21 protein-coding genes and 1 pseudogene are annotated in these 19,815 nt (G+C 58.7%); 11 read left to right on the forward strand and 11 right to left on the reverse strand.

Translation table 11 applies throughout. The features are described from left to right. Positions 1-137: 137 nt before the first annotated feature. A pseudogene (locus tag G7016_RS25685) lies at positions 138-920 on the forward strand (MCP four helix bundle domain-containing protein); the annotation flags it as partial. After that, positions 915-1,778, forward strand: a complete 864-nt coding sequence (locus tag G7016_RS25690; protein ID WP_375139714.1) for a methyl-accepting chemotaxis protein — start codon at positions 915-917, stop codon at positions 1,776-1,778. The pseudogene G7016_RS25685 and the gene G7016_RS25690, both read left to right, overlap by 6 nt. Positions 1,779-1,880: 102 nt before the next feature. On the opposite strand, the gene G7016_RS22200 is transcribed toward G7016_RS25690, so the two are convergent. Further along, entirely contained in the window at positions 1,881-3,614 is a 1,734-nt protein-coding gene (locus tag G7016_RS22200; protein WP_181117880.1) for a diguanylate cyclase, read from the reverse strand. A gap of 517 nt (positions 3,615-4,131) precedes the next feature. Between G7016_RS22200 and G7016_RS22205 the strand changes: the two genes are divergently transcribed. After that, positions 4,132-4,377 (forward strand): hypothetical protein, encoded by a 246-nt coding sequence (locus G7016_RS22205; RefSeq protein ID WP_181117881.1) that lies wholly within the window; start codon positions 4,132-4,134, stop codon positions 4,375-4,377. Between the two features lie 136 nt (positions 4,378-4,513). On the opposite strand, the gene G7016_RS22210 is transcribed toward G7016_RS22205, so the two are convergent. Further along, on the reverse strand, positions 4,514-4,939 hold the full coding sequence (locus tag G7016_RS22210; RefSeq protein WP_181117882.1) for a potassium channel family protein: 426 nt from the start codon (positions 4,937-4,939) through the stop codon (positions 4,514-4,516). 474 nt (positions 4,940-5,413) lie between these two features. On the opposite strand from G7016_RS22210, the gene G7016_RS22215 reads away from it, so the two are divergent. The 5 genes from G7016_RS22215 (at position 5,414) to G7016_RS22235 (ending at position 11,651) form a co-directional block, all read left to right on the forward strand. Continuing rightward, on the forward strand, positions 5,414-7,462 hold the full coding sequence (locus G7016_RS22215; RefSeq protein WP_181117883.1) for a hybrid sensor histidine kinase/response regulator: 2,049 nt from the start codon (positions 5,414-5,416) through the stop codon (positions 7,460-7,462). An 87-nt stretch (positions 7,463-7,549) separates the two neighbouring features. After that, positions 7,550-7,960, forward strand: coding sequence for a response regulator (locus G7016_RS22220; protein WP_181117884.1), 411 nt, complete (start codon positions 7,550-7,552; stop codon positions 7,958-7,960). A 4-nt stretch (positions 7,961-7,964) separates the two neighbouring features. Further along, positions 7,965-8,963, forward strand: coding sequence for a sensor histidine kinase (locus tag G7016_RS22225; RefSeq protein WP_181117885.1), 999 nt, complete (start codon positions 7,965-7,967; stop codon positions 8,961-8,963). A gap of 734 nt (positions 8,964-9,697) precedes the next feature. Continuing rightward, positions 9,698-11,002: a hypothetical protein gene (locus G7016_RS22230; RefSeq protein WP_181117886.1), complete on the forward strand. Its 1,305-nt coding sequence runs from the start codon at positions 9,698-9,700 to the stop codon at positions 11,000-11,002. Continuing rightward, positions 10,992-11,651 carry a LysE family translocator gene (locus G7016_RS22235; protein WP_181117887.1) on the forward strand — a complete coding sequence of 220 codons (660 nt, stop codon included), beginning with the start codon at positions 10,992-10,994 and terminating at the stop codon, positions 11,649-11,651. Before G7016_RS22230 ends, G7016_RS22235 begins: the two co-directional genes overlap by 11 nt. Here G7016_RS22235 and G7016_RS22240 read toward each other — a convergent pair. The 3 genes from G7016_RS22240 to G7016_RS22255 form a co-directional block, all read right to left on the reverse strand. Next, the gene (locus G7016_RS22240) at positions 11,603-12,409 is read right to left on the reverse strand and encodes a helix-turn-helix domain-containing protein (protein ID WP_181117888.1); all 807 of its coding nucleotides are present in this window, start codon (positions 12,407-12,409) and stop codon (positions 11,603-11,605) included. The two genes, G7016_RS22235 and G7016_RS22240, sit on opposite strands and share 49 nt — an antisense overlap. A gap of 670 nt (positions 12,410-13,079) precedes the next feature. After that, positions 13,080-13,511, reverse strand: coding sequence for a LexA family protein (locus tag G7016_RS22250; RefSeq protein ID WP_181117889.1), 432 nt, complete (start codon positions 13,509-13,511; stop codon positions 13,080-13,082). Positions 13,512-13,513: 2 nt separating this feature from the next. After that, entirely contained in the window at positions 13,514-13,747 is a 234-nt protein-coding gene (locus G7016_RS22255) for a DUF1654 domain-containing protein (RefSeq protein ID WP_181117890.1), read from the reverse strand. Positions 13,748-14,043: 296 nt separating this feature from the next. Between G7016_RS22255 and G7016_RS22260 the strand changes: the two genes are divergently transcribed. Then, a complete protein-coding gene (locus G7016_RS22260) occupies positions 14,044-14,886 on the forward strand; it encodes a DUF3800 domain-containing protein (protein WP_181117891.1) in 843 nt (280 codons plus the stop codon). Positions 14,887-14,996: 110 nt separating this feature from the next. Here the strand turns inward: G7016_RS22260 and G7016_RS22265 are convergent, their stop codons facing one another. The 5 genes from G7016_RS22265 to G7016_RS22285 form a co-directional block, all read right to left on the reverse strand. Next, positions 14,997-15,245 carry a hypothetical protein gene (locus tag G7016_RS22265; RefSeq protein ID WP_181117892.1) on the reverse strand — a complete coding sequence of 83 codons (249 nt, stop codon included), beginning with the start codon at positions 15,243-15,245 and terminating at the stop codon, positions 14,997-14,999. Beyond that, positions 15,242-15,520: a hypothetical protein gene (locus G7016_RS22270; RefSeq protein ID WP_181117893.1), complete on the reverse strand. Its 279-nt coding sequence runs from the start codon at positions 15,518-15,520 to the stop codon at positions 15,242-15,244. The genes G7016_RS22265 and G7016_RS22270 overlap by 4 nt, the downstream gene beginning before the upstream one ends. A 135-nt stretch (positions 15,521-15,655) precedes the next feature. Then, the gene (locus tag G7016_RS22275) at positions 15,656-16,159 is read right to left on the reverse strand and encodes a GNAT family N-acetyltransferase (RefSeq protein ID WP_308812204.1); all 504 of its coding nucleotides are present in this window, start codon (positions 16,157-16,159) and stop codon (positions 15,656-15,658) included. Between the two features lie 136 nt (positions 16,160-16,295). Next, positions 16,296-16,802 carry a YciE/YciF ferroxidase family protein gene (locus G7016_RS22280; protein ID WP_181117894.1) on the reverse strand — a complete coding sequence of 169 codons (507 nt, stop codon included), beginning with the start codon at positions 16,800-16,802 and terminating at the stop codon, positions 16,296-16,298. 376 nt (positions 16,803-17,178) lie between these two features. After that, positions 17,179-17,448, reverse strand: coding sequence for a DUF6555 family protein (locus G7016_RS22285; RefSeq protein WP_181117895.1), 270 nt, complete (start codon positions 17,446-17,448; stop codon positions 17,179-17,181). Between the two features lie 382 nt (positions 17,449-17,830). Here G7016_RS22285 and G7016_RS22290 point away from each other — a divergent pair, with 382 nt between their 5' ends. Continuing rightward, on the forward strand, positions 17,831-18,220 hold the full coding sequence (locus G7016_RS22290; RefSeq protein WP_181117896.1) for a response regulator: 390 nt from the start codon (positions 17,831-17,833) through the stop codon (positions 18,218-18,220). A gap of 94 nt (positions 18,221-18,314) precedes the next feature. Next, positions 18,315-18,680 (forward strand): hypothetical protein, encoded by a 366-nt coding sequence (locus G7016_RS22295; RefSeq protein WP_181117897.1) that lies wholly within the window; start codon positions 18,315-18,317, stop codon positions 18,678-18,680. Positions 18,681-18,684: 4 nt separating this feature from the next. Here the strand turns inward: G7016_RS22295 and G7016_RS25230 are convergent, their stop codons facing one another. Then, positions 18,685-19,395 (reverse strand): hypothetical protein, encoded by a 711-nt coding sequence (locus tag G7016_RS25230; RefSeq protein WP_258195294.1) that lies wholly within the window; start codon positions 19,393-19,395, stop codon positions 18,685-18,687. Positions 19,396-19,815 lie beyond the last annotated feature (420 nt).

A 19,815-nucleotide genomic window follows, 5' to 3' on the forward strand; every position in this document is an offset into this window, starting at 1 on the left:
ACGTGTCTGGCTAGCCCAAAGCATTGTACTGGGTAAAAAACGTGCCGTATTTTCCGTGACGCTGCCGACATCCTGCCAACGCTCATTCCTTGTGCTTTGATTGTGAACACGCCAATTGTGAAGTGGACGCTTTCGATATGAGTATTTTGCGCGATACCCGGCTGTCCAGACGTCTGCTCATGGCCTTCGTGGCCTGTGCGTTGATCACACTGGCCGTAGGCCTCACGGGCCGGTCGGGCATCGGTATGCTTAGTCACAACCTGGACGATGTTGTTTCCAACAACCTTGTCTCCATCTACAAGGCCAGCAATGCCCGCGCCAACAGCGTCGCACATTACCGTGACCTTCATCGCGCCCTGCTGCTCACGTACATGAAGGCCGACCCTGCCGGGTATGGCGAGGCGGTGGCCTCGATGAAGGATAACCAGTCGGAGGTGGAGCAGTTGTTCAAGGATTATCTGCAGACCCCTCAGGAAGATGACGAGCGCGTGGCCAGTGAGCACTTTGAAAAGGCCTGGCCTGTCTATATTCAGCATGCCAATCAGGTGATCGCCCAGGTAGACGCGGGTAACCTGAGCGGCGCCACGCAGGTGTTCGAGCAGCAGGTTGCGCAGGCCTACCAGGCCGTCAACGATGCGCTCAAAGTGATCGTTTCGTCCAACAACCGGCAAAGTGCCGAAGCGGCTCAAGCGACGAAAGCCGATTCACGCAAGGCCGACCTGACCCTCCTGAGTGGGGTAGTGATTGCCTTCCTCGCCGCGATCGGGCTGGGCCTGGTCATCACCCGCTCCATCACACGTCCGCTGGCCGAGGCGGTCGACAGTGCCAATCGGGTGGCCACAGGGGATCTCTCCTACCCGCTGGCCAGCGCAGGCAAGGATGAAATCGGTGTGCTGCTCAACGCCTTGAACGTCATGCAGGGCAACCTCAAGACCACGGTGCAGAACATTGCCCAGGCTGCCGATCAGCTGGCGTCCGCCTCCGAAGAACTCAACGCGGTCACCGAGGAAAGCACGCAGGGCCTCATTCGGCAGAATGACGAAATTCAACAGGCGGCCACGGCCGTGAACGAAATGACGGCGGCCGTGGAGGAAGTGGCGGGTAACGCGGCCAGCACCTCGCAGGCGTCCGAACAGACCAGCCGTAATGCCGCTCAAGGTCGCGATCAGGTGCGCGAGGCCGTGGCCTCGGTCAGTGCCATGGCCGATGAAATCACCCATTCGACCGAAAAGGTGGAAGTGCTCGCGTCCAGGGTCGAGGAGATTACCAAAACCCTTGGAATGATCCAGGCCATTGCCGAACAGACCAACCTCCTGGCGCTCAATGCGGCCATCGAAGCCGCGCGCGCCGGTGAGCAGGGGCGCGGCTTTGCCGTGGTGGCCGATGAAGTACGGGCACTGGCCCACCGCACCCAGGCCTCCACCGCGGACATCGAGAACATGATGAACCTGATGCGCACCGGTGCCGAGGAAGCGGTGACCGCCATGAGCCGCAGCAAAACCCTGGCGTCCACCACGCGGGCCCAGGCAGTCCAGGCCGGCGAAGCCCTGGAAAAGATCACCGAGGGGATATCGCTGATCAACGAGAAGAACCTGGTCATTGCCTCTGCTGCCGAGGAGCAGGCGCAGGTAGCTCGGGAAGTGGACCGCAACCTGTCGACCATTCAGGCACTCTCGACCCAGACGGCGACCGGTGCGCACCAGATCAATGCCTCCAGCGCCGACCTTTCAAAACTGGCCACCTCGTTCAATGGACTGGTGGCCCGGTTCAAGCTCTAGCCGGTTGGATAGGCGGAAATTTAAGGGCCGTGCAACGGCGTCCAACATTTTGCAGGGCATCGGCGGGAACAGAGGGGGAATCGTAATGTAAGCATTCCCGGACTATCCGCCGGTACCGACAGGAAGGAGCGACAACCACTGCTCGACCTTGTTTTTTCCGCTCTTCTTGGCCTTGTAGAGGGCGGCATCCGCCGCTTTGAGCAGTGCGCCCTGGTTGAGTCCGCACTCGCGGGTGGAGGCGACCCCAAACGAGCCCGTCACCTTGAACGTTCCGTCTATTTCCTGATGACTCATCTTTTCCAATGCGCTTCTGATGGCCTCGGCCCTGATCCGGGCGTCTTCGATCCCACAATCGGGAAGGATCACCAGCAGCTCTTCGCCGCCGAATCGACACGCGATATCGGACGATCTCAAGGCGTTTTTCAGCAGCGCTGCACACGCCTGCAGGACAGCATCGCCTGCAGGGTGTCCATAGGTGTCATTGAGCGACTTGAAGTTGTCCAGGTCGAGCATGACGACACTGAGCGTGGAATCGCTCCGCTTGGCGCGCGCGAGCTCGCGCTCCAACGTTTCCTCCATGAACCGGCGATTATAAAGACCGGTCAGCGGATCCTTGATCGACTGGCTTTGCAGCACCTGCCGCATCCTGCCATTGGCCAGGGCCAGGGCCGTCTGCTCGGCGATGGCTTCGGAGCACTGCAGGCTCGCCTCCGAGACTTCCTTGACCCCTGGAAAGCAGATATGCAGCAATCCGAGAATCTCTCCATAGGCTGTCAGCGGTAGGCAAACGTGCCAGGTGTTGTCCGGATCAGCCTCCGATGTGTAATGACCGCACCGGACGTCATCGTCGGGCCCGACAACGTATCGACGTCCCCGCCTTACAGCCCAACAGTCCTTGGGATTGAGCAGGGGCCCCTCTGCCTCGTCCATAGTCCCCCAGCGCGCTGCTGGCATGAGCACGTCCGCCGAGTTTCGGTAGAGATAGAAAATACCGCTGCTACGGGCCAGTGAGCGCCGGCAATACGAGCTGGCCAGCTTCAGGGTTTCTTCCTGGTTCAGCTCGCTTTGCAGCAGCTGGGCCAATTCCGCGATCATGCCGATCTGATGGTTGCGCTGCTCCAGGCGCTCCAGGCTTCGGTTGAGCTCTGCCGAGGCGGCGATGGCGGCCGCCGAGGATTCCTTCTGTTGGGTCACCAGGCTGGTTTGCTGCTGTATCGTTCGCCGCATCGAGACAAAGATGAAGCGTACCAGTGCCAGAGCCAGCAGAAACGAGGCAGCCGACAAACCCACTGCCCAGCGCAGGTTTCGTTCGAGCCGCTCTTCAAGCAGGGCCCGCTCCTGGTATCCATCTGCCAACACGAGCGCACAGAGACTGCGCAGATGATCCATCAATGCCTTTCCATGCCCATTGGACACTTCAGCCTCGGCGGCTTCAAATCCACCCCCGCTTCGCAGGTTGATCACATGATCCAGGTGCTCCATCCTCAGATCGACCTGCTTGATCAGCTGATCGATCCGATTGATGTCTTCAGGGCTACGTGCTGCATAGGCCTCGCGCAGTTCCCTGAGCGCGCCGGGCAATAACGAGGTCGTGATGTAATAGGGCTGCAGAAAGCGCTCCTTTCCGGTGAGCGCATACCCCCGCTGTCCGGTCTCTGCGTCTACCACCAGCGCCTGCACGGTACGAACGCTTTCCAGCTCCTGCTCGACCTTATTGCGCTCCAGCCGGGTCTGGTTGGTCCAGAGCAGCGTCACAGGACCTACGGCCGCCGTCAGGGTCATGACAACCGTCGCCAGGGTGGCGGCAAACACGAGGCTGGCTTTGCGGTAAGGCATGAGGTCGGCACGCTCCAGTCAATGCTCGTGAGCTTTGCATATCGGATGATAGGTGAGCCTAGCACTGCCCGTTGACTCACGACGGCGGCAGACCTAACGCCTTGCGCAGCTGCGCAAGGCGTGTTCGCCGGCCGCGTATCATACGGTGGCGAGGAGACCGTCCTGTACGACATTGTCGCTGCCATACCGCTTTGTATAGGTGTCGTACAACTTTTCATGGATAGTCGTCCTTTCCCTGTCTATGATGAGGAAGGGTATCTTGCGACGCTGATTCCTGGCTGGATATGGAGCACGCATCAGAAACGGCAACAGTGTCCTGCTGCAAACCGCTTGGAGTGCCGGATGGGCATAGCTGGATAATTCCTAAGCGAAGCCGTCAGAAGAACGCGGTTTTGCTTTCACGGCGAAGGGGTCCCCCGAAAGTTGCATGAGCCGTCCGACCAGAGGTGGTCGCGCCGTTGCCTTCCGGCCGCAGATCCATCCACGTTCTCTGTTAGCCTCTGAAGGAGGTCATTCGATGACTGCCACTCCACAGGAAATGCAGCTGCTCTCGGCGATTGGCGAAGGCCAATCATCCTTGAACGGGAACTGCGTGGTTTATATCGATGCGCTGATCGCGCGCGGCCTGGTGGCCGGCGTCCGCCTTGGATACATCGAGTTACGATTAACTCCTGCAGGCCGTCAGGCCCTGGCTCAAGCTGAAGCCAAGGCCCAGAAAACTTCCCACATGTACAACCGGCGTCGTAGCGACCAGCAAGGGTGAGTCTTCGGCGTCAGTGCGTATCCATCCCTGGCGGCGAATCAACAAGCGTAAGGGTTGTTGATCGAAGGCTTCGAAGAACGAGGATTTCTAGTGGGTCACTCCAGCACTGGACCCGCTATACGCTGCCTGCCAGGCCTCAGCGGTCCTTCCAGTAGCGTTGCATTTCCAGAAACAGGAACGACGCCGTCCAACTGATCAACACAAGGCCGGTCAAGCCTTCCAGGCCGGCCAAAAACTTCAGGGCCCCGATGGGCTCGATATCCCCGAAGCCAATGGTCGTGAACGTGACGAAAGAGAAGTAGGCGCAGTCGAGCACGGTCCCATCAAATGCGCCAACCAGGCTGCCGTGTCCCCCCGTGCGTATCAGGTTGAAGTAGGCCAGGGCAAAACACCAGATTTCCAGGGCGTGGGCCACCAATGCACCAAGCACGCCGAAGGCGATTCTGAATCGGTGCCACAGGATCAGCCGGGGCATCCAGGCATTGAGCCGCAGCAGGCATTCATAATGGATGAGCACCGCCAGTGTGACGACCGCCGTGTTCAGTACAGTGATGCCTAGCATGGCCTGCGCTCATCGTAACCATTGGCTGCTGTGCATCCAGTACAGGCCGTAGTGGGCAGTGCCGCCTGGCTACCTGCCTAATCCTGGCTGCTGTAGCCGTGCGATGCTATCAACAGGTGGCGTTCGGGAGTAGGTACGCTGAAAACTCACACCGCACCCAAATACAGCAATAGAGAGACTTCAAGGCCGGTACCCACACCGGAAATAAGGGCAATGCAGAGCCATTCACGACTGTTCATTTTATTCTCACACCGAGTGGTCGCAAGGGCCGCAGACGCGGCTGACGCCTTCACCAGGAGGGGCTTCCTCAACACCGTGATTGCGCCTTTGCAGCTTGCCCCAAGCGAGCGCCTGCAACCAGACGAAGATCATGCGACCCGATGACTGGCCAAATACCACTACTGTCGCTATCGCTGTTTTACCTTGCCAAATGCGATCATAGCCCAGCACACGCTGTCAGCCTGGAAGACCCCCATGAGCAGTACGCTCAAACCCGCCCAATCCCACCAGACACTCGAAGACCCTGCTTATGAAGCTTTTGAGCGGCTGCGCCTGGCATTGGATGCAGGGGCCATCATTGGTACCTGGATCTGGGACATTCCCCGGGATGTGGTGACGGCGGATGAGCGCTTCGCGCGTTCCTTCGGCCTGCCACCGGCGGACTGCCTTTCGGGCCTATCACTGACTGACACCCTTACCGCTATTCATCCGGACGACGTGGAGAGGGTACAGCGGGCAATCAACGCAGCGCTCAACCACCCGGGGCCTTACCGCTGCGAATACCGGATTCGCGGTACGAACGGTATTTACCGGTGGGTCGAAGCCTCCGGCCGGGTTGACACCGACGAGCTGGGGCGACCCGTGCGCTTCCCCGGCATCCTGCTGGATATCGATGCCCGCCGGGCCGCTGAGGCCGAGCGTGACCGCGCGACGACCCTGCTGCGCATGTTCGCCGAGGCGGTGCCTGGGGTCGTCTACGCCAAGGATCGCCAGGGCCGCATGCTGGTCGCCAACCGGGGCGCAACCGAACTGATCGGAAAGCCACCCGAGCACTACCTGGGCAAGACCGATGCGGAATTTCTGCAGGATGCCGAGCAAGCCCGGATCATCACCGAGACGGACCAACGGATCATGGCGAGCGGAACAGGGGAAACCGTCGAAGAGGCCGTGAACCTGCCCGATGGGACGGTCAGCGTCTGGCTGTCCACCAAAGAACCGCTGTTCAATGAGGCCGGCGACGTCATTGGGCTGATTGGCTCCTCCGTGGACGTCACCGATCGCAAGAACGCCGAAGCGGCTGTTCATCAGCTCAATACCACCCTGGAGGAAAGAGTCAGGCACGCGATCCAGGAGCGTGAAGTGGCCGAGGAACAGCTGCGGCAGTCACAGAAGATGGAAGCGGTCGGGCAGCTCACCGGTGGCATTGCCCACGATTTCAATAACCTGCTCGGCGGCATCTCCGGTTGCCTTGAAATGATGCAGGCCAGGATCAACCAGGGACGGTTCAATGACCTGGGCCGCTATGCGACCGTGGCCCAGGGTGCGGTGCAACGGGGGGCAGCCTTGACCCACCGGCTGCTGGCCTTCTCAAGACAGCAGGTGTTGGCACCCAAGCCCACAAACATCAACACGTTGATCACGGGCATGAAGGAGCTTATCGAGCGGGCCGTGGGGCCCTCGGTTCAGCTCGACGTACAATTGGCCTGCGCGCCATGGCCGGCGTTGATCGACCCCGGCCAACTTGAAAATGCCCTGTTGAATTTGTGCATCAATGCCCGCGACGCCATGCCCGGAGGCGGGAAAATCACCATACAGACCGCTAACAAGACGGTCACCAGCTCCAGAGCTGGCCAGTTGGACCTGCCGGCGGGTCAATACCTGCGCATGAGTGTCGCCGATACCGGGGTAGGGATGCCGGCCTCGGTGATCAGCAAGGTATTTGAACCGTTCTATACAACGAAACCGGTGGGCGAGGGGACGGGTCTAGGGCTTTCGATGGTGTACGGCTTTGCCCGCCAATCGGGCGGGCAGGTCTCCCTCAACTCCATGCCCGGCTGCGGCACCACTGTAACCTTGTATCTACCACGCTCCGAAGGAGACATTGTGCCTGAAGAACTCGCCTCTACTATCCGCACGTCAATCAGCTCAACGACCGATGACCGGACGGTATTGATTGTCGAAGACGACGCTGCGGTGCGCATGCTGCTTGCCGAGGTTGTCCTGGACCTGGGTTACACCGTGATCGAGGCCACCGATAGCGTGGCAGGCCTACGCACCCTTGAATCGGACGTGGCGATCGACGTGTTGATCACCGATGTGGGCTTGCCAGGCGGTAAAAACGGTTTCGAGATGGTCAGCCAGTGCCAGGCCCGGCGACCTGAGCTGAAAGTGCTGTTCGTGACCGGCTACGCAGAGGATGCCGCGACCCTCTCTGGCCGGCTTGAAAAGGGCATGCATATTCTGACCAAACCGTTTGCACTGGACGTGCTGAGCAATCGATTGAAGGAACTGGTTGAGAGCTGACGGGTACCGGCCGTGTATTGCCGATGCCCGTCTGCCACCAGGTCGGCGTCTTATCTGAAGATTTTTAACCCTTTTTTGTTGAGCCCCATGCGTATCCTTTTGATCGAAGACGACCCTATCCTGGCCCTGACGTTTGCTTCAACGCTGACCCTAGGCGGACACGACGTGGTGGGAATAGCTTATTCCGCCGAAGAGACCTACCAGATCGTTTCCGGCGAGAGGAACGTTGAACTTGCCCTGGCCGATGTCAACCTCGAAGGCCGCGATGAGGGGATAGAGATTGTTCGCCAATTGCAGGCACGCTTCGGCATTCCTTCCCTGTTCGTCAGCGGCCAGGTGGCCGCGGTACAAAGCCACTCGACTCTTGCGCTGGGTTGGATGAAAAAACCGTTTCCACCGGCCGATCTGCTCAAGGCCATCGACGTGGTAACCCCAGACAATACACAACAAAGCCTACCCCCCGCCTTGACCCTCTTCGCGCAATCGCCGGCAGGATGACCCCATGAGCCCTTCGAACCTTAATACGCTCTCTGTGCCGGACATGGGTGAGCAGGAATTCCGCGAGCTGGCCGATAACGCTCCCGTCATGATCTGGCGCTCGGACATCGACAAGCAATGCGACTGGTTCAACAAGCCGTGGATCGACTATGCCGGCCGGACCATGGAACAGTTGCTGGGCTTTGGCTGGGCGGAGGATGTCCACCCGGATGACTACGACCGTTGCGTCGAAATCTACGTGACAGCCTTTGATGCGCGTGAACCGTTCACCATGCCCTATCGCTTGCGCAGGAAGGACGGCGTGTACCGCTGGTTCCTGGACAACGGCGCACCCTATTTCCGCAATGGGCAGTTCGCCGGGTATTTCGGCAGCTGTATCGACATCACCGAGCAGCGCGATCTGCAGGAGCATCAGCGGGTTTTGCTCGCGGAACTGAATCATCGAGTCAAAAACAACCTGCAACTGGTCATCGCTTTCTTGCAGCTGGCCGGCGCGCGCGCGGTGGGCCAGGAGGTGCGGGAGGTCGTGGATACAACGATCAATCGCATTCTGGGGGTAGGCCTGGTCCAGGAGTACCTTCATCAAAGCAAAACGGGACAGGTCGATCTTTCCGAGTACCTGGTCAGCCTGGGCGAAGCCGTCCTCGCTTCCGAGGGCAGTGATACCGCCAAGCTGCTGGTTGAAATGGACAGTCTCTGGGTCTCGTTCCCGCTGGCGTCCAACCTGGGCCTGGTACTCAATGAACTGATCACGAACTCGATCAAGCACGGCGGGCCATCGGCTTTTCCCATCAAACTGACGCTTCGGCGCATCCCTGACAACAGGGCGGTCCTGACCATCTCGGACAGCGGCCAGGGCTTTTCCGAAGATGTCCTTTCCGCCCGCCCCGGGACGAGTCGAGGCACCGGTATCATCGACGCGCTGGCCAGACGCTTGAAGGCTACCATCGAGCGGTACAATGAAGGCGGAGCGCAAGTCCGGCTGGTCTTTCCGATCGACTAAAAGTCCTGCCGTCGGTGAGGATGAGGCATGGCCAGGGCTTGAAAATGGGGTAGATGCAAGCGCCCGTAAAGCGTTGAGCGAGAGGCCCCCGTAGGTCACTGCCGGTCGGGTAAAGGTAGTGCCCTGCGTCACCGAGCGTCCGTTGGAGGAAACCGTGAGCCCGTGTGAAGAGCATGCCGAAATCGAGGTCGCGCTGTGGACTGTCCAGTGACCGCAGCTGATCTGAACACCTTCAGGAAAGCGTCATCGAGATTCAAGCGACTACGGAAGAGGTGGCCGTAGATAAATCGGCGCGCGTGGTGGAAGACATCAGCGTCGGCAAATGCGAGCCAGTCCGCCAGTGGCCTCAACCCAAAGCTGACGCTCGCAAGCGGCAGCAACGGTCGATAGTAGCCTTAAGCGAGTTTTGTTTCGGGCCTCCAGGGGCTTCTAGGATCAAATAGGTAACGCCTGCAGTATCTAATCCCTCAACTGGTAGTGCAGCATGATATCGATCAATCTGCCATGCAGATCGATGCCGCTTGGACAGACTTCATGCTTGACCCTAGGAAATACGGTCATGAATGGTGGTAGCGGAAGCTCTGAAGTCAAAATGACGAGTCCGCTGAATCGGAAAGCGCCGCACCTGTTAAAGGCGATAACCAGAGCGTGCCCGCGGTCTGCGTTGAGCAATTTTTTCCAATAAGCGGCGCAGCCTCGCTGGCTTTATGTGCTCCCTTTCTAGGAGCACCATCATGAACGAGATCTTCTGGCCCCCGCGCTCGCAGAACGTTGTTAGAACGGTCGAGATGTCTTCACCTATACTTGACCCCAGGCTTATCGCGCTGATGCGGAAGATCCTGGTGAGGGTAGATGCCCTTCGAAGCATCCAAACCTGCAACGATCCTGATCGGCATGTGGTCAACGAGCTGACGAAAAGCATTGCCACGCATCTGTCTGAAATTTCCGCCCTACTGCATGATGAGGACTCAAGCAAAGCAGTCAGTTTTACTGCCGAGGGGTTGATGGGCAGTACCCAATTCGCAGATATGAGCCAAGCCGTGGCTGCCCTAGATGAGCGTGAGTTAGTGTGCCACGTAGGGGACCTATCTACCTGGCTAGGCAAGTCACGCAATACGTTCTGCTCGGCATTCTTCGGTACCCCCAATTTGGCTCTTCAGCGCGTCTCTGATTGTGTGGACCAGCACTTTCCTGCTGCACTGCAGCGATTGGTTGTCGATCTGGGCGCCCCACTCAAAGCCTTACCCAATTGTGCGTATAAGATCATCGACCTTTTCGGCATTGCTGGCGAAGCGAATTACTTCCCCAAGCATTTTGCTTATTTCATGCCTGAAGATCAGGGAGTCAAATATTCCCAAGTCAAACGCACCATTGTTTTCGCCAATACCTATCGCAATCTCTACGAGAAAATTGCCGTGCAGCAGGCCACGCTGTTCGGTTGGCAGGCATCCGACCTACCAACAGCCGATGACCTGCAACGCTATCTTATTACTTGGTTTAGAGGGCACGATCTCGGGCATTCCATCGTTCTGCAAGACACCAACTTCGGTAGGTTGAGTAAGCATGACCGGTGGGGATCAATGGTAATCCAGGAAGCGCTAGCAGATGTGTTTGGTTTTTTGCTGAGCGTAGATGCCGCTATCGCGAGAAGCGTAGACCTGCAGCCGTCACAAATGGTCCGAGTGTACGTGCTGGAATTGCTACGCTACCTCCGTCGCGGGCCTCGTCATTTCCCCGACGCCGGCTCCGCCTACATTCAGCTGCGAATTCTCAATGACTCTGGAGCAATCACCTCCACAAGCAGCCAGGGATGGTCGGTCGATGCCGACCGTTTCATTGCGGCCATGCATACGATTGCGCAAGTATTGATCGACGCGGCGCTCACAGGGGATCTTACTAGATTTGAAGGCTTTATCGAGCAATACTGCCCTCATCGACTTAAGGGCGACGAGGATGACTTCATGTTTGGGCTTGGTGGCTGCGAAGTTACCCTAGGGTATGTGCAGCAGATTTTTGAAGGATCAAATCATGCAGTTTAGTAATGGTTTTCTGCTAAGCCTGTCGCTTTGTTTGGAGATCGGTCTTGCCAACATGGCCATGATCACCCTCGCCATGCAGCGAGGGTTTGCTCAAGGGGTCTGGCTGGGCGTGGGGACCTGTGTAGGTGACCTGATTTACGCCATTCTTGCCATGACCGGCATGGCTGTGCTGCTGCAGAGCGAATGGGTGCGTTGGATGCTGTGGATCGGCGGGTCAGCAGTATTGAGCTATCTGTGCTTGAAAATGATCTTAAGTGCCTTGAAGGGGAACACCAGCGAGCATGACGGGACTGTAAAGCAGTGGGGAGAAACCAATCGAGCGTTGTTTTCCCGCGGCGTCATGTTAGCGATGTCTTCCCCAAGCGCCATTCTCTGGTTTGCCGCCGTCGGCGGCGCAATCATTGCTCGGCAAGGTTCGGATATCGCCAGCGCCGGACTATTCCTCTGCGGCTTTTTCATTGCCGGCATTTTCTGGGCGTTAGTACTGTGTACCTTGGCTGCGCAGGGCGGTCGGCTGATGGGAGCGCAACTAGTCAGGTATACGTACATCGCCTCGGCATTGATTTTTGCCTACTTTACAGCCTACGTCGTGATCACAGGCTACACGGAGTTCATCGGCAACCCGACGCCCCCGAGCATTGAGCTGTAATTCCAGGGCGAAGCGCCTATCACCTTGCGAAACGCATTGCTCATATGGGCTTGGTCGAAATAGCCCAGGTCCACGGCAATGCGTGTGGGGGATTCGTTGAGGCGTAGACGCCTGCGCGCTTCGATCAGCTTTAATTGTTTGAAATACTGCATGGGGGGCAGATGCTTCTGAGCCTTGAAACTTCGCACGAGATGAAACTTCGATAAATTAGCTTCAGCGCAAAGGTTTTCGAGCTCCAGCGGTTCATAAAGGTTGTCCTTCATGAAGCGAATCAGCTGGGTCACGCGCAACGGTTCTGGGGGTGTGGTCGGTGTGGTGCGGAAACGAAGCAACTCACCGTATAGGACAAGCTTCGCTTCCTCGCAGCCCTCGGAATCCCATTGCGCCGATAGACTAACGATAGAGTGGAACAGCTCTCTATCCTTGATCACGCCTTCCACAAAAATGGGCATGGCATGGGTGTTTGATGCTTCCCCAACCACATCTCGGACATGTTCGCTATCTAGGTGAAGACTAATGAACTGAGTATCGCCGTCCTGAAACTTGGACGCCTGGACGGTCATAGGATTGTACAGTGTCACCTCGCCTTGAGTGACGTTCTGCTGCTTACCATCGTACCAAATGTGCTCCACCCCACAGAGGTTCGCACTGAGCACGTACTCTTCATGCGTGTGCTTAGGATAGCACGTGCTGCTTGCATTGATTTTCGAGCATTCGATGTGCTCATGGCGATTTAGGCTCTCCATGACCATGGACATGGCCCGTCTCCTCCGTGAAATCATGATGTCGTCCAAGGCATCGCAGGCCCCGAGGATGTCCCATAATTATAATAAACTGACGCTTTTAGAAAAAGGACTGTAAGGTAGCAAATTTCGTACATTAGCTAGGGAAAGCTGCCTAGCTGCATTACATCTGTACAAAATCACGCAGGATGGCGATGACCGTTCTGGATTCGGGGACGTTTTTGGAGGGATTTTTCGAGTGTTACCTGCAGTAGCCAGGACGAGTTTTAGCTATGCAATTGGGATGCACTAGCCCTGTGCGGCGGGATTCGTGTTGGTCATTGACAGGCGACTGAACAAGCGCAATGTACAAGCAACTCCTTGCCCAGCCCCGCAGCGGCACCGCCAAGCCCAAACCTTGACATCGCGTCGGGAGTTGGGGCCACGCTGACCATACCAGCAGTTTCCCGATTGCTTTTGCTGCAGCGGCCATAGGCAGCTTTTAGCCGTGGACTGTCCTCTACCAAGGGCAGCTATGGGTCGATAGCTGCTTGTCGCTGCCATGGATATGAGAGCCGAGCCCGGTGTTGCTAACGGTTGGTATCACTCAGATAGTTGTTCGACAGCACCACGATCAGGTCCGGGCGAAACACCCGCTCGCACGAGGCATAGAAGCTGTTGCAGTCCACCAGGGCGATTTACCGGCTCAGGCGTAGGCATGATCGCGCACGCTGTAGCGCACTACACCCCAGATGGTCATGTCATCGCTTTCCAGGACGTAGCGTTGCGGATAGGCGGGGTTTTCGGACTGGAGAATGACCTCGGCGCCTTTGCAGTGCAGCCGCTTGCACACGGGTTCGCCATTGAGCGCGGCAATCACGATGTCCCCGTGCCGGGCCTCGCGGCCCCGATCTACAATCACCAGGTCACCGGAAAACAGGCCGGCACCGTTCATGCTGTCGCCCTCGATCTTCACCAGGTACACGTGCGGGGCGCGCAGGTCGAACAGCTCATCCAGGGAGATATGCTTTTCCAGGTGATCCGCTGCCGGCGAGGGGAAGCCGGCCGGTACCCGGCAGGCGAAAAAGGGCAGGGGGTAAACCGAAGGCTTCAGCGGCCCCAGGACAGAAAACGCCATGGTCAATCGTCCTGCAGCACGGTCCAGAAAATCTGGAGATGGCCATCGTCGCGGTAGGCCAGGGTCACGTTATCGTTTTCCCCCAGCTCTTCCATGATTTGCTCCCACGCCTCGTCCGAACCGCCCTCGAACCGTTCCAGCAACGCGGTTTTGGCGTGCTGAGCGGCGGGATGGTTGATAGCTCGCTGCAGGCGAATCGCAAGCAGGTCGTAAGGGTTGGGCTGAGGGAGGGCCATGGCAGGTAACTCGAAACTGTATGTATTTACAGTATTACACCACGCTCGCGGGTATCAAGATGTTTGACCCGCCGGCCATCGTCGTGATGGGCAGAAGCGGAAGCGGATCGCAAAACCTTGATTACAGCCTGCTCGAAGTAAACGGTGACGTAAGGTACGGCGTAAGGTTGACACACGTGTCAGCTTGTATATGATTGTTCTCAACGCATGAGAGGTCACTTTCGTGCCTACCTTCCGAGACCCGCCTAGCGAAAGCTGCGGGTTTTCGTGTTTCTGGGGCAAGGAATCAAGCAGCCATGACGCATTACGTCGCGTACCTGGACGAATTCGGGCACGTCGGCCAATACGTCTCACGCCACCATCCAAAGTACAAAACGCATCCCGCGTTCGGGTTTGCTGGCCTCCTGCTGCCAGCCACCGAGATTCGCGAGTTCGCCATCTTTTTCTACAAGCTCAAGTGCCGGCTTCTCGCGCACGATCTTGCGCACAACAATCCGAAAAATCTGCCTGCCTACCAGTGGGAGAAAAAGGGCTCGCAGCTCTATACGCTGCGCAATGTCACGCAGTACGAGCAGCTGCGGCGATCCACGTTCCGTCTCCTGGCGCACATCGGGAAAATCGGGGGGCATGTGTTCTACACGGGCGAACACAAGACCACTGACCCCGAAGCCCACGACTCCACCGAAACGTTCAAACGCCAGCTCCTGCAGTCGGTTCGCAAAATTGACCGATTCTGCGCGGACAACAACTCGACCTTCATGCTGATGCTCGACGAGCAGCAGGCCGGGAACGAATGGCGGGAAACCAACGTGGAAGTCTGCACGCTGGCCATGTTCGAGGATGCTTCCGAGAAATGCAGGACGCTCATCGAGCCGCCCATTCAGGCAGAAAGCCACCTGTTTCAAACCATCCAGTGCGCCGACTGGATCTGCGGCCTGATCGGGCGGCTGACTGCCTTATCGGTAGCCCCTGAGGAATATCCCGAGCTGGAACCCTTCGACACGTATTTCGCGGATCGGATAGCCAAGGTTGCCATGCCCTGCAGCGGTCTGGAGCATCAAAAGACCGCTGAGATTCCCGCCGAGCAGGCGGGTGAAACGATGCCGGACGCCGCTGGAGCCCTTGCAGGCGACCAATAGGGCTCATGCAAGGGTGTCGTAAAACGTAGCGGGCTCGCACTGGCGCAGCAGAACTGACTCCGCCGTCCCGTCGCAAAGCCCTTGATGCCCTGCATCAGCGTTGTCCGGCTTCAATGCCCCAGTACCGCGATCCGTGCTGTCAGGGCCCGTTCATACAGCTCATGCAGTCGCTCGAGATCGGTCGGTTGTAACAATTTCAGCCACTCCAGCGCTTCGGTAAAGCCCACTGTGCGTTGCTCGGTCAGCAGGGCGGCATCCGCGCTGTCAGCGCGCTGAATGTCCTCCAGCAGCGCCTGGCATTTGTCCGAGAGATACGCCGGCAGCTGCAACGACATCACATTGAGCAGGGGCGCTTTCATGGCCGTCTCGCACACAGGTAGCCCGGAGCTGGCATCAGGGCCAGTTGTTGCCAAAGCGTCCCCAGTCGCTGGCCCGCCGGTGAATACGCCGGCCCGTCCAGCACGGCGCTGTCGCATGGAATCACCTCTTCCAGGCTGAAACAGTCATAACCGTATTCGGCGTTGGCCAGCTGCAAGGCACCTTGCGCATCAAAGGCTGCATACACCGTGTCCTCGTCGATCCAGAAGGCCTGCAAGGGTCGGGTCAAGGTCAAGAGTTCGTTAGCCGCTTTCATCGGTAGACTGCTCCTCAGGGGTTGGCCTAACGGTAGGCCATATGGATACACCAGGGCCGTGCGCCCCGACGAATGCCAGCCAAACGATCGCAACAGCGGCTAGACAGTCACCCTGGGGGAGTTGGCCTGCTGATTTCAAAAGCCAGGCTGGCGGGCTGACCAAGTACATTGGCGAGCACCACAGCGCTGCATGCCGATCTTTTCCAGTACCCTGATCGAGGCCGCATGATCAGGACGGACCACCGCCCAGACACGGTTGATGCCGGGCGTTCCGAACGCACATCGCAAGGCGACCTCGCCCAGCTCCGTCGCATAGCCCTTGCCCCACGCCTCTACCGCAAAGCAATAGCCGATGTCCAGACGGGGTTCGCCCAGGTAGTCGTCATATGCAATGCCTCCAAATCCAATGACCCGCTCGGGTTCGGCTTTATTGGCAATGCTCCACCACCCGTAACCCTGCTGGTCCCAATGGTTCAGCCATTGGCCCAATAGCGACTCGGCCTGGGTCAGGGTTGCCAGAGGGCCTGCAGGAGCAAAGACCTGCGTTCGCGAGTCGCTGTAGATTTCGAACAGGCGGGGTAAATCGCTGACTTTAGGCTTTCTGAAGGTCAGCCGAGGGCCGTAAATGGGCATCTGCATAGGGTAACGCTGGAAATTTTGCTAACGCTAGCCTACGGCAATAGGGACAGCAACCACCCTGGGCCAAAGCGCTGTACTGCTGCCAGCGCGCGAACCGTAGAAAGGACAGGGCGATCGGAAGATCGCCCTGTCCGCCTTACTTTTTCTTTTTCTCCAGGGTTGCTGCCTGGTTACCACCCTGCTCGGCAATGGCAGAGAGTCGCTCATCGGCGCCCTTCTCTTCGGCCAGGGTCTCGCCCAACAACGCGGCGGCCTCGGTAAGCCCCAGGTGTTTGGCCATGGCAACCAAGGTGCCATACGCGGCGATTTCGTAGTGCTCGATCTTCTGGCAGGCACCAATCAGCGCAGCGTCCAGCACCGGCCCTTTCTCGATTTCGTCGAGCAGCTCCTTGCCTTCCTCGATCAAGCCTTCAGTCGCCACGCACTTCATGCGCTTGAGTTTGAACCCGGTCACTTCCACCACTTGATCAATCCGCTCGATCTGACCCTGGGTTTCTTCCAGGTGCGTGGTGAAGGCTTCGGCCAGCAGAGGATTGGTTGACGCGCGAGCCATCCGCGGCAGCGCCTTGGTGATCTGCTTTTCAGCGCTGTAGACATCGGACAGCTCGTGGATAAACAGATCTTCTACGGTTGTGCGGGCCATGGTGATACCTCATCGTCATTGATCAGATTGGGGCGCATCGCTTTTGCTGGGAGCGCGTGTACTGCCACGCTACCGGCGCATTCCTGCAACCCATTTGCCTGGAAAGGCGTGTAGTACCTGTTCATCAGAGAATCTTGCACACCGTTTGTCCTGCGCGCTTCGCTTTTGTCGGATAAGCGGTACGGCTACAGGACGCCGTCCACCTGCATGTGGCCTGCATGAAGGTGAACGGCTTGATTCAGGTGATGGACCTGAACGCCAACCGCAGCCAAGTGGCTCGAACTGCTGTCCTTCGGGAGGGGATAACGCGGATGTATTTAGCCGTGGCCAAAGCCTGGCCAGTAAGCGGTCCTGAAGACCGCAGCCAGGCGGGCTCTTAGTCGGTGTCGGCTGAGCTGATCATGGACGCCTCGCCTGGGGACTGCATGCCTACCGCGCGCCATTGCACATTGCCGATGCCTGCCTGTTCGGCTTCGGACTGCGAGGTGCGTTTGATCCGGTCATGCTTGTGGCGCGGTATATGCCCGATCCCGGCATCACAGCTTGCCCAGTGCCACGCCTGCGCCGCATCAATCTGATCCAGCCGGATGATGAAGGACTTCTGGTTGCCGTGCAGGGTGTAGTCGATGGTGAAGAGTTTTGACATGGCAGTGCGCTCCTCTGAAAAATTCATCTAACCGAGTATTTTCGTAGTCGAAGATTCCAAACGGGCAAGGGATTTCGAAGTTACTGGCCTTCAAGCGCGGGAGGTGTCACAGGGTATGCCACCTTGCGGCCTACGGCTTTCTAACGCGGGGACTGCATGATCCAAACCTGGTGGCGAGGCTTGGAAGGCTCAACTGCAGTGTTTGCAATCGAACACCGCACGCCCTAGAAGGACGGCGCCGATCGGCCTGAAGTGCTCCCATAACGCAGCCGAAAACGTGTACAGCCAATCGGCTGCGTAGCGTTAGCAAGAAGATTTTGTACAAACCTGACCGCTTGTCTCTCAGTCTCCAACGGGACCGCAGCCGCAGGGTCTGAAGGGAATGCACGCTTACTCTGGATCGACCGCTGCCCCTTCCATCATGATCGTCGAGGACGAGGATCTGCTGCGCGAGCTCCTGACCGAGGCATTTTCGGAAATGGGTGTAGCGGTGAGCGCTGTTGCCACAGCTGACGACGGCTTGACAGCCTTCGAGAAAAATACGGCCTTCGATCTCCTAGTCACTGATGTCCGAACGCCTGGCCGCATGAACGGTTGGGACCTGGCGAAAGCCGTCTATGACCAACGACCAAACGTCCCTATCATCATCACCAGCGGCTATTCGGCCGAGCAGCATAATAATGAACTGCCTCCCAGTGCCTGCTTTGTGCAAAAGCCCTGGTCCCTGGAATCGTTATGTGAACTGGCAAAAACCCTTCTTCACGGGTCATGAGGCGCTATCGCAGCTGAAGCCCGTCGGCCGCTCATTCCCCACCCCACGCTTAGGGCTATACTGTACATCCATACACTATAATCGGACAGCCGCCATGGACGCTCAGCCCTCGAATTCACTGCCCGCCCCCAACCAGGACGCGTTCTCCCTGGGTATCCCGTCCATGCTCGCCGCGTGGAAACACCACTGTACGTTGCTCAACCATGAATTGGACGAGACGTGCCGCGAACTCGCTAATGGCCGGCGCCGGATCGCCCAGCTGGTGACCCAGCACGACAACGACCAGCAGCGGCTCAAACACCAGCAGGCCCGGATCGGTGAGCTTGAAACCGAAGTGAAGCGGCTAAAGGACCGGCTTGTCACCGCCATGGCCCGTGAGGCCGCCGGCCACAGCGCCGCGATCTATGAGAATGCGTACCACGGCACGCCGCCGGCAGCGCGTCTCCCAAGTCATCCCTGAGGCGTTAGGCCGGCTCAATGCCGGTGGCGTGGCGATACCACTCCCACCACCGGTGCAGCCTGGCCAAGCCCTCGGCATCCACCTCCGTAACGGTCGGGGGAGGGCCGTCCAGGGTGCTGTCGCGAGGCTCATCGCGGCGGGCCAGGCGCCAATGGGTCACCCCGCTGATGCCCAGTGCCTGGCGTTCGTTGTACCAGCGCGCCCCGCTCAAGCTGAACGTGCACCGGTGCAAGTCACCGCCGTACGCGGGGCTGTAGACGATGTATTCGAGCTCCCCCTGATAGTCATTCCAGGGCAGGGCGTCGGTACAGGCCACCCAGCCATGTCCCAGTGGCAGGATCAATTCACACGGCCATACCGCTGACCACAGGTCATTGCCCCCCGTTTGCCGGCCCATGGCTGGCGTAGCAGGGTCGCGGACACAGGCAGACGCCCGGGGATCCGGGGCGTTCAGCGTGCCGGCCAGTGCCTGGTGCGCGCCGGCCGGGTTGAACACCGGTCCCCAGTCATCCAGGGTGTAGACCGAGCCGGTTTTGCTGAGGATCACGCCGGCCTGCTCGCCCGCCTGGGCGACCAGGTGCGTCACGGTCTTCTTATCGAGGCCGGTCCTGGCTGCGACCTTGACCAGGGTCGCGTCGGGCGTTGCCTCGATGGCGGCGAGGACCGCAAGCATTCGGCGCAGGTCGCCTTTAGGGTAGGTCGCCATCACGGTCATCACAGTTCAAAGGTGCGTTTAATGCACCCACTGTAGCCAGGGCCACACGCCTTGTCACGTTGAAAAGCCCGCGTCCCGCCGCCGTGGCGATTGCCGCGTCAGCATCATCGCCCGGTCGGCCGAGAGCTCAAAACGCATGCCTTCACCGAAGGCACCGTGCGGACGTTTAAACGCTGCCTGCTCTGAAAGCCTGCGCGCACGCGCGCCCGGTTGAGGCGCAGCCAGGCGTGGCCTGGCTGGGGCGATTTATCCGGGTCTTGGCGCCCGTAGGGTGGCCGCAGGCCAGGGCAGGGCGGGGACCGCCCTGGGCCGCCTAGACAGGCTTTTGTGGAGGCTCAAGTTCACCTGTCCACGCCGTGCCATCGGCACGAAATGCGTGGGCATTATGCTCTACGAGGGGGGTTCTACACCTCGTAATTC

The sequence above is a fragment of the Pseudomonas japonica genome (genome assembly GCF_013522925.1).
In the GTDB taxonomy this organism is placed as follows: Bacteria; Pseudomonadota; Gammaproteobacteria; order Pseudomonadales; family Pseudomonadaceae; genus Aquipseudomonas; species Aquipseudomonas japonica_A.